The 1,058-nt window shown below is 38.9% G+C and carries 2 protein-coding genes; both read right to left on the reverse strand.

Going from position 1 to position 1,058, the window contains the following annotated elements:
• Window positions 1–128: 128 nt before the first annotated feature.
• Window positions 129–461, reverse strand: a complete 333-nt coding sequence (locus H141_RS20725; RefSeq protein WP_157611065.1) for a hypothetical protein — start codon at window positions 459–461, stop codon at window positions 129–131.
• 114 nt (window positions 462–575) lie between these two features.
• Window positions 576–1,058 (reverse strand): hypothetical protein (locus H141_RS21705; protein ID WP_033425671.1); only part of this gene is annotated, 483 nt, incomplete at its 5' end.

Here is a 1,058-nt window from a genome sequence, read left to right on the forward strand (position 1 = left end):
GCTGCTTACGCTCTTCACTGTAACTCGGCACAATTAAGCCTTAACGCCCCGACTGGTTAAATTTTAAATAGTGACAACTATCCTGCCAGAGCGGGCTGTTGCGTGTCACGTTGAATTGCTTGTTAGCCTTACACTTTTACCAAACTAGCATTTCCGAAATACTTCTTAGCCTGATTAACCACATTGTCACATGATTTTTTAGGCAACCAAATATCTATGGCGTTTCCACTTTGAGTGAATAAACTAATACAATTATCCGCTAGTTGAATTTTTGTGATATTAGATTTAATAACGACTTTAGATGAAAAGCCATAGCATCGAGACAGCATTGTCGGGTTAACTATAACGTTATCTCCGTCTTCTATTAAAGCTTTATGGGAAGTAGATAAGTTGACTCTATTTTCAATAAACCAAATAATTATAAAAGCGATAATTATATAAATATACATTGATTCCAACACTAAACTCCTTGTAAGGCTAACGCCCGCAGCATGCACGGCTTTGAAATGGAGGCGAAGCGGCATTGGAAAAGACGTCGCCGTGCCTGCGATTGTTAAAACGCAAAACGTACAACCCTATCGCCAAAATACTATTGGCAACTGTGCCCAAACCAACAGAACCCAGCAGAGCTGAAGTGCCAGCAATAATGCAACCATATCGGCCTTAACCCCTCTCTCTTTTGCTTTACGTTTAAAGCATATAAAAATAGAAACCATTATTGAAATGGGTAATAACGCTGACAAAATAGCTAGTAACACACTAGCGCCAGTTAAATTACCGAATGTTAAAAATGACTGTTGGGTGAAGAGATAAATCGGCGCACAAAAAAGCACCAGATTAAAAAAGACCAAGCCGATTCGATAGAACTCTGTTTTTTGCTTAAACACTATCCTAACCAAGCCAACCAGTGCGATATAAAGAAACCCAAGACCACCTAAAATAAGACTAAACCAGTAAAATATAAGTAAGCGTCTGGTCGTTACAGGTTGATGTTTAATGCCGATTAATGCACTGGTTATTTGAGGTGCTCTCAGCGCACTATTTTTTTTCAGCAGTGA

Origin of the sequence: Arsukibacterium perlucidum DSM 18276, assembly GCF_000382165.1 — a bacterium.
In the GTDB taxonomy this organism is placed as follows: domain Bacteria; phylum Pseudomonadota; class Gammaproteobacteria; order Enterobacterales; family Alteromonadaceae; genus Alishewanella; species Alishewanella perlucidum.